We start from the raw sequence: 7078 nt of genomic DNA, 5'->3' as shown, positions 1-7078 counted from the left end.
GGCGGGCTGGGGGGTGTCTGCCCCCCCGCCAGCCCGGGCCTCGGAGTGCCCTGCGCACCATTTCCGAGGCCACGACCAAGCTACAACGCGACCACGAGCGCCACGAGAGTAGTGCCCGCGCCCGGTCCGAATAACTGTTACGCTCCCCAACGTTCACCAGCCCTTATGGCATTGTGTCGCACGTCGCGGACATCACCAATCGTGGTGCTTCCCCGGCGCCCAGGCTTCGATTAAACGTTCGAGCCGGGCAATCTCGCCGCGTAGCGCTGCTATCTCTTCGGTTGATTTGGATGACTCAGCGAGCAGCGTCTCCAGTCTGCCCCGCCGATATCGCAGTCGCAGCTTCCATTCGATAACTATCGCATCAAGTTCTGACTTTTCAGGCACCGCATTGCTCCGACACGTCGCTGCAAACCGCCCCACCGTAAGGCGCAGGTGCACTTATATAGGTACAAATGCCGACGCCGACCCGTCGATTTGTCTTGACTTAACGAGTCGGTTTTATGTTCTAGAGATGGGCTACTTCTGTAACCCAAGCCGCCGCACGAAGTGCCGCCGCCATCTATCACGAGATCCAACCTTAATGCCGCCCACAACTTCAACCGCCATCCCCGCATGGCCAATCATTATGGATGCCCCTACCGCCCGTCGCTACCTCGGCCACAACGTGCATGACTTCAACGCGTTGATCGCGGCTGGCATGCTCCCACCTGGCAGAGAACTTCTCGAAGGTTCCAGCAAGCGGTGGTACCGTAAGCAACTAGACGAAGCCGCCGATAGTATGTTCGAAGGGGAGCTAGCCGACAGTGCCGAAGACAGCGACGAAGAAATCCGGGTCGCGCTCGAAGCCTACCAAGTCGGAACGCCTGCCCTACGTCGAAGTAATCAACGACCACATATATTATAGGCGCAATCGGACATGGCGTGTCCCGTTGCCGAGCCCAGAGGGCTCGTACGCGTTCCTTCGCGCCTACGACAAGGCTAAACGCGCCTTCGAAGCCGAACATGCACCGCCGCCGGTTACCGGGCACACGGTTGCGGATGCGATAACTTCGTACCTTGGGGATGCGAGTTTCTCCCAACTTCGGCCGAACACGCGGTCCGATTACAGGCGAACACTCGATAAGTTCCGCATCCAAATGGGCCACGTAGCTATCGCGGGACTGAACGAGTCCGCCATCGATGTGTTGCGTGACAAGTCGGCTGCCGACCCGGTTGGCTGGAACAGCTTGCGTAGCCGGATGATAGAGGTTGTCCGCAAATATCGCCGCGCTAACCCCGGCAAGATGCCCGCCAACCCCTGGGAGTCGAGCAAGCGGCTGAAGGTTGCCAAGTCCGACGCGAACCGTCCGTGGCCCGCAGACGTGCTTCTGAAGGTGCTGAAAGCGGCCACCCCGGAATTTCGCGCCCTCCTAATCGGCTATCTCCTCACGAGCCAGCGCGGGTCAGACGTGACCGTTTTCGCCCCGTCCGACTATGACGCGACGGCGAAGACCCTGCGGGTCCGACAGGTGAAGACCGGTGAAGATATCCTTCTTCATGTCCCGCCCAGTCTCGCGGCAACCATTGAAGCGATGGCGGGGCGGCACCCCGATCGGCTTTTCGTCACCCCCAGGGGCAAGCCTTGGACCACCGCCAATGCCCAGGAGACGTTGGCGACTCTCCTCAAAACCTTGACGCTTCCCCGCTATACCCTCCACGGATTGCGAGCCACCGGGCCGGTAGCGCTCAAGATGCTAGGCGTGGAGAACCGCGCTATCCGTGCCCTCACCGGACACACCAGCGATGCCAATCTCGAGACGTATCTCAAGGGCGTAGACCGTTATGTGCTGGCCAAGGCGAGCCAGGACAGCCTTGATGAGCAGTTCGCCAGCGTGCTCGTAAGCGCCTTGGAGGGTGCGAACACGGGTAAGGCAGCTGGCATAACAGGCCGAGCAGCGGCCAAATCAAAGGCTGGAATGGAAGAGAGGGTAGGTCCAAAGCCGAGCTCTACAGGAGACGTCCCCTGTTAGTGTTGGACCTTCAATAACAATCTTTCGGATTAGGACGGTCAGGTGGTTTGGCGTCTCACCCACGATGTGTCTGAAGACAGGACCGTTTGAATTAGCTCGCTCTCAGGTCCGCTCGTCGGGGAAACACGTATCGGTGCGCTCCAGGCATGAGTGCCCGGGAGATCGTCGGCCATCTGCGCGAAATCTATTCTATCTAAGTCTCGTCTCTCTAAGTCTCGCCCGACCTCGTCGGGGCGATGACGGACGCGGCGCTCGACGAGATCGAAGCGTGGCTGGGCCGCCTGCTCGAGCGGTCTATCGGCTGGTATTCTTCGACGCTGTGTCCATCAGAATCGCGACGAGGGACTGATTCGCACAACGCTGGACGCACCGCGCTCGGCCTTCGCGTGCCGGCAGGGTCAAGAATTCTCTGTCTCTTGCTCAAAAAAAACGAGGCGCGAAGTTCAGGCTGCGTCATAAACGATTCCCGCACCTGTGCTCCGCTAACGTGCAACTTGCACGGACATCCAGGTTGTGACTTCCTCTCGAGCCGAAAAAAGAAAGTGCCCCTTCCGAGTAATGACCTGCAGTCCGACGAAGTGAAGCTACAGCCGCAGTGGCTATGACTGCAAACGGCTGATCTGCAGCCCGCATCGTGATCGCCTAGACCCGTGGAGGACGCCGGGCCGATGCAACGTAAAGCAACGTTCTATTTAAAGGCGGGTGCCTGGAGATCTGTGAAAGCCGCTTCAAATTGGATAAAACCATAGAAAGTCTTCCAGTAAAGGAGGGTGACAGCCCATGATCGAGACGGCCTGGGATGAGTATCGCGGCTGGGCAAAGCGGGCGCGGATGCTGCAAGCCAGTTCCAAACATTGGAACACTGCGGCCTTTGCAGCTGCGGGTGCCGCCGCGATACTCGGCTGCGCGGCTGGCCAAGTCGGTGCGTACGGCTGGGAAAGTCGAGTGCTGGCTTTCATGGCCGCAGCCGCGGCCGGGGCAACGCCAGTGCTTGGGCGCGACATGTTGGATATCCATCGTGAGGCAGACTGGATCTGCGCCCGCGCGACGGCAGAATCTATAAAATCCGAATGTTTCCGCTTCGCAGCTCGGCTCGGACCCTACGCTCAGGCGGACGCGGTCGCAGCGTTTGTATCTCGGCGCGCGCAACTCGCGGACCAAGCGACACGGAGCGGCATCACGCCTCTAACTGATACCGCGTCAGGTAACGATGCAAGGTGCCCACCTGAGACAATGACTAGAGACTGGTATATGAAGAACAGACTTCGGGCACAGCGCGAAGATTTTTTTCGTGTGGCCCAGCAGCGACACGAGCGTTCTATTAGTCACTTGCGACTGGCAATCGTCGCCACTGCGCTGCTTGGCACAATCATAGGAGCCGCCGCGGCGACCTTCCGCGACGGCTGGCTAGCGCCGTGGGTTGCCGTGCTCGCCAGCCTTGGCGGGCTATTCGCCGCCTATGGTCTCTTGGATCGACGTCAATTTCTTGCGGCGAATTACGCAGCGATGGCAGCTGCTCTCTCCCGAATTGAGGAGACTGCGGTCAATGATATCAGTTCGTTGGTCGAAATGACTGAGACACTGCTAGAGGCAGAACATGCAGCCTGGGTGGCGCGATTAACCAAGTCAATTCCGTCCCCACCGTCGGTCCCCGCGCTCGCAAAGCCGACAGAGTTAACATAAACCCTGCCTCCAGAACGGTGCCGTCCACGATGAAACCTCTTTAGAAAGGAAGCTGATCACTAATCATTATTCGTGAAATGCTGACTTGTCGCAAGGCGAACGGCCACATTTCTAAAGCAAAGCTGTAGATCCACATGGCCGACATCGACGCAACAGCGTCACCAAATCGGTAGACCGAACTTAAACGCGCAGCTAACACACCTCGACTAAATTTCTTATCCCATTACCCGCACCGTGTATAGCTAATTGCTTTTCTGCAAGAAATAGACTAGACCTCCTCCGTTAAAGGGCTGCGACAGTCTGCTCAGGGGAGGTTTGCCATGCGTAAGCTAACAAAAACCGGAAAACTTTTTGGAATAGCAGCGGCGTTGGTGGCACTCGTCGGAATAGGGGTGATCTGCCTGAATCCCGCTTCGGCTGACGAGTTTAGACAATGCCAAGCCGGAGGTGGTGGTCTTCTAGTCCCGTCTTTAGGGCTCTGAAGCATTTCGCTAAGCGGCGGCGCCGTCTGACCATCCAGAGGCGCCGCAACGTCGCCAAAGCTCAACCCGACCGCATGCTAATCAGTACGTTCTTCGGTTGAACGCCGACGAGAAGCCTAAAACGCCGTAAAACAGCATCCAGTGGACAATAGCAAGCTGAGTAAACGTTGTTCCTATATGGTCTCGAAGCTTGCGATCGCCGTGCTGGCGGTTGTCTTGGCTTCCTTCCCCGTCGCCTCTGGGCGGTCGCAGGACATAGCCAAACAGCGCCCGCGGCACAGGGTCCTGATTTACTATGCCAACGAGACGCCGGAACAGGCACTTTCTTCTCCAAACTACAAGGATCTATTGGCTGCCCTTCGACAGAGTCCGACAGATGTCGCAAAAATCATCGCGAAGAGCCTTACAGATGATGGACACCATTTTCCCTTAGTAGTCCGTAGGGACATTCAGGACCTAGACAGGGTCGCTCTTCTCTCGAAGTCCGACCTGGTTGTATTCACAAATACGCTAACCCTGAAACACAAATACAATGTTCTTTACGGGTCACAAGGGCGCTTAGAAACTCGCAGCTTCCCGACTATTCCCTCTTCCGCTGACCGTGTGTTTGCGAACTCACCCCTCTCGAGACCTGAACAATTCCGCACCGCACTGGACTTAGTAGGAAACCTCTTTGGGAAGGACTCTATCGACGCCGTATTGATTGCGAATAGTCACGGAACACCGCAGATGGCCCTTATGCCGCGCGTGAATGTAGATTTGTCTCGCACGACACCAGAGCAACTTCTGGCCCAACTGATGCGGTCAGGATCCGGCGAGATACAGCCTGTCTGGGCCGTGCCACGGGGTACGGACAAGGTGCAGTTTTGGAAGATTATTTCCCGCGCGAGCGCCCTGTACAAGATGCGGTTCTCATTGGTGTTTCTCGAAGCTTGCGAGAGTGGGCCCTATACTTTCTCTGATGTCCTGTCTGTCCCTGCCAGTGTTGCTCTTGTCGCGCACAGTGGTAGGGCGAATATTGATCCAAGCGCAATTAATTACGCTCCGCTAGAGCGCGAACAACCTTCCTTGTGGCCAAATCAATTGCCCTTGCTTCTGAGAGCGTACCACATTCACGTCGACAGCCGTCTCAAGCTGTGGTTATGGCCAACCCTGATCAAGCTGAGAGCTATTCCGCCCTCCGTGTGTTTTCTCCCTTTAGCCCTCTGGCTGATCTGTTTTGCGTCCGTCACATTGGGGCGGATGAGAAAACTCTCAAAACTGCAGGCCTTAACCCCCGGAAGAGTAATGGCGCAGGAAGCTTCTAAGTAGGTGGCCTCAAACTTGACTCGACGCTATATACTGTCCGACCATGTAGCAAAGGACGGGAACGAAATGTGATGGTTGCCCTAGGCGGAGCCCCTTGCACTCGCTTACAAGTCGAACGGTCGAGGGTTAAGCTATTTACCCTCCCGGCGAAATAGCTAGTAAATATGATCGATGATCGGATTGCAGCAGCCGATAGCAAACCAGATTGGCTCGCGCCCGCCTTAACATACGCCTGCGAGTGGCTGGATTTTCAAAGATGGCAACGGGATCAGCCCGGTTGCGTTGCCGCGGTAGTGTACCGAGATGAAATTGTATGCGAGCGCGCCTTCGGTGTTTCTGACCAGTTAAGCGGAGCGCCGCTCACAACTCGGCACCGCTTTCGTGTTGCGTCTCATTCGAAGTCCTTCACGGCCGCCGGTCTACTGAAGCTGTGTGATCTAGGCGCTCTTCGACTAGACGACGCCGTAGGGCGTTTTGTTCGAGGTGTTAATGCCGAACTTGCTCGGATTAAAATTTCCCAGCTCCTGTCTCACAGCGCAGGCATAGTCCGCGATGGGGCTGACCCGGCGTATTGGAGCGACCGCGGACCTTTCCCCACTTTAGAGGTCCTCCGAACTGACGCTCTGCTAAGCCTGATAATTGATCCATCAACCAGGTTTAAATACTCGAATCTCGGATACGGACTTCTTGGATTGGTTATCGAAGCGGTGACCGGCGAGAGTTATCATGAATGGATTATGCGTGAAGTCATCAAGCCTGCCGGCTTAAGCGAAACCACGCCCGACGCACCGCTGCCGTTCGGTGTCCCCTTCGCACGTGGCCACACGCCTAGATTGCCAGAGGTTGGAAGGCTCGTCATGCGGGGTGACAGTTGCACGAACGCTTTCGCGCCTGCGACAGGATTCGTCAGCACTGCTGCCGACCTAGCAACGTTTTTCTCGAGACTGTTTCCATCCTCCAGCAATAGCTGGCTCACCATCGAGAGTCGCCGTGAAATGTCGCATCGGTACTGGCGGGATGCAGACACTTCTGTCGAGCGCTATTACGGACTCGGACTGATGGCCGGCTCGGTCGCCGGTTGGTCGTGGTTCGGCCACTCAGGGGGATTTCAGGGATACATAACGCAAACACTCGCACTGATTGAGCCTGGCATTACAATAAGCGTCCTGACAAATGCGACTGATGGTCCTGCTTTCGAATGGGCCGAAGGAATTGCCATGATACTAGCTAGGTTCGCGAAGGGCGGCATTCCTTCACCACGAGCGGCGGCGTGGTCGGGCAGATGGTGGGGTGCCTGGGGTGTAGTCGATTTTGTACCCATCGGAGGTAAGGTGGTCGTTGCATTTCCCACGCAGTCCAACCCCCTGTCGGATGCAAGCGAGCTCGAGCCCATCGGAGTGGATACCGCGAGATTGGTTACCGCTAACGGGTTTGGCAACTATGGAGAGCTAGTTTCCTGCAAGCGGTCCGCCGGAGGTGAAATCTCCGAGGTAGATTTCGCGGGAAGTAGACTATTGCCGAAGTGCGACTTCATCCAGGAGATCACAGAAAGATATACATCAACCAAAACGCAGTAGGATGGTCTGACGGAGG

Annotated in this window: 4 protein-coding genes; all 4 read left to right on the top strand. The window is 56.8% G+C overall.

Annotated elements, in window-relative coordinates; translation table 11 throughout:
- Window positions 1–932: 932 nt before the first annotated feature.
- Complete coding sequence (locus GSQ83_RS02235) at window positions 933–2012, top strand: tyrosine-type recombinase/integrase (protein ID WP_158801086.1); 1080 nt, start codon at window positions 933–935, stop codon at window positions 2010–2012.
- A gap of 780 nt (window positions 2013–2792) precedes the next feature.
- A complete protein-coding gene (locus GSQ83_RS02230) occupies window positions 2793–3695 on the top strand; it encodes a DUF4231 domain-containing protein (protein ID WP_158801085.1) in 903 nt (300 codons plus the stop codon).
- 623 nt (window positions 3696–4318) lie between these two features.
- Window positions 4319–5488, top strand: coding sequence for a hypothetical protein (locus GSQ83_RS02225; RefSeq protein ID WP_158801084.1), 1170 nt, complete (start codon window positions 4319–4321; stop codon window positions 5486–5488).
- A 161-nt stretch (window positions 5489–5649) separates the two neighbouring features.
- Entirely contained in the window at window positions 5650–7062 is a 1413-nt protein-coding gene (locus GSQ83_RS02220) for a serine hydrolase (protein WP_158801083.1), read from the top strand.
- Window positions 7063–7078: the final 16 nt, after the last annotated feature.

This window comes from Acidisoma sp. L85 (genome assembly GCF_009765865.1).
Taxonomy (GTDB): Bacteria; Pseudomonadota; Alphaproteobacteria; order Acetobacterales; family Acetobacteraceae; genus Acidisoma.
Note: the sequence above shows the minus strand (reverse complement) of the source record. Positions and strands in the feature narration are given on the sequence as shown.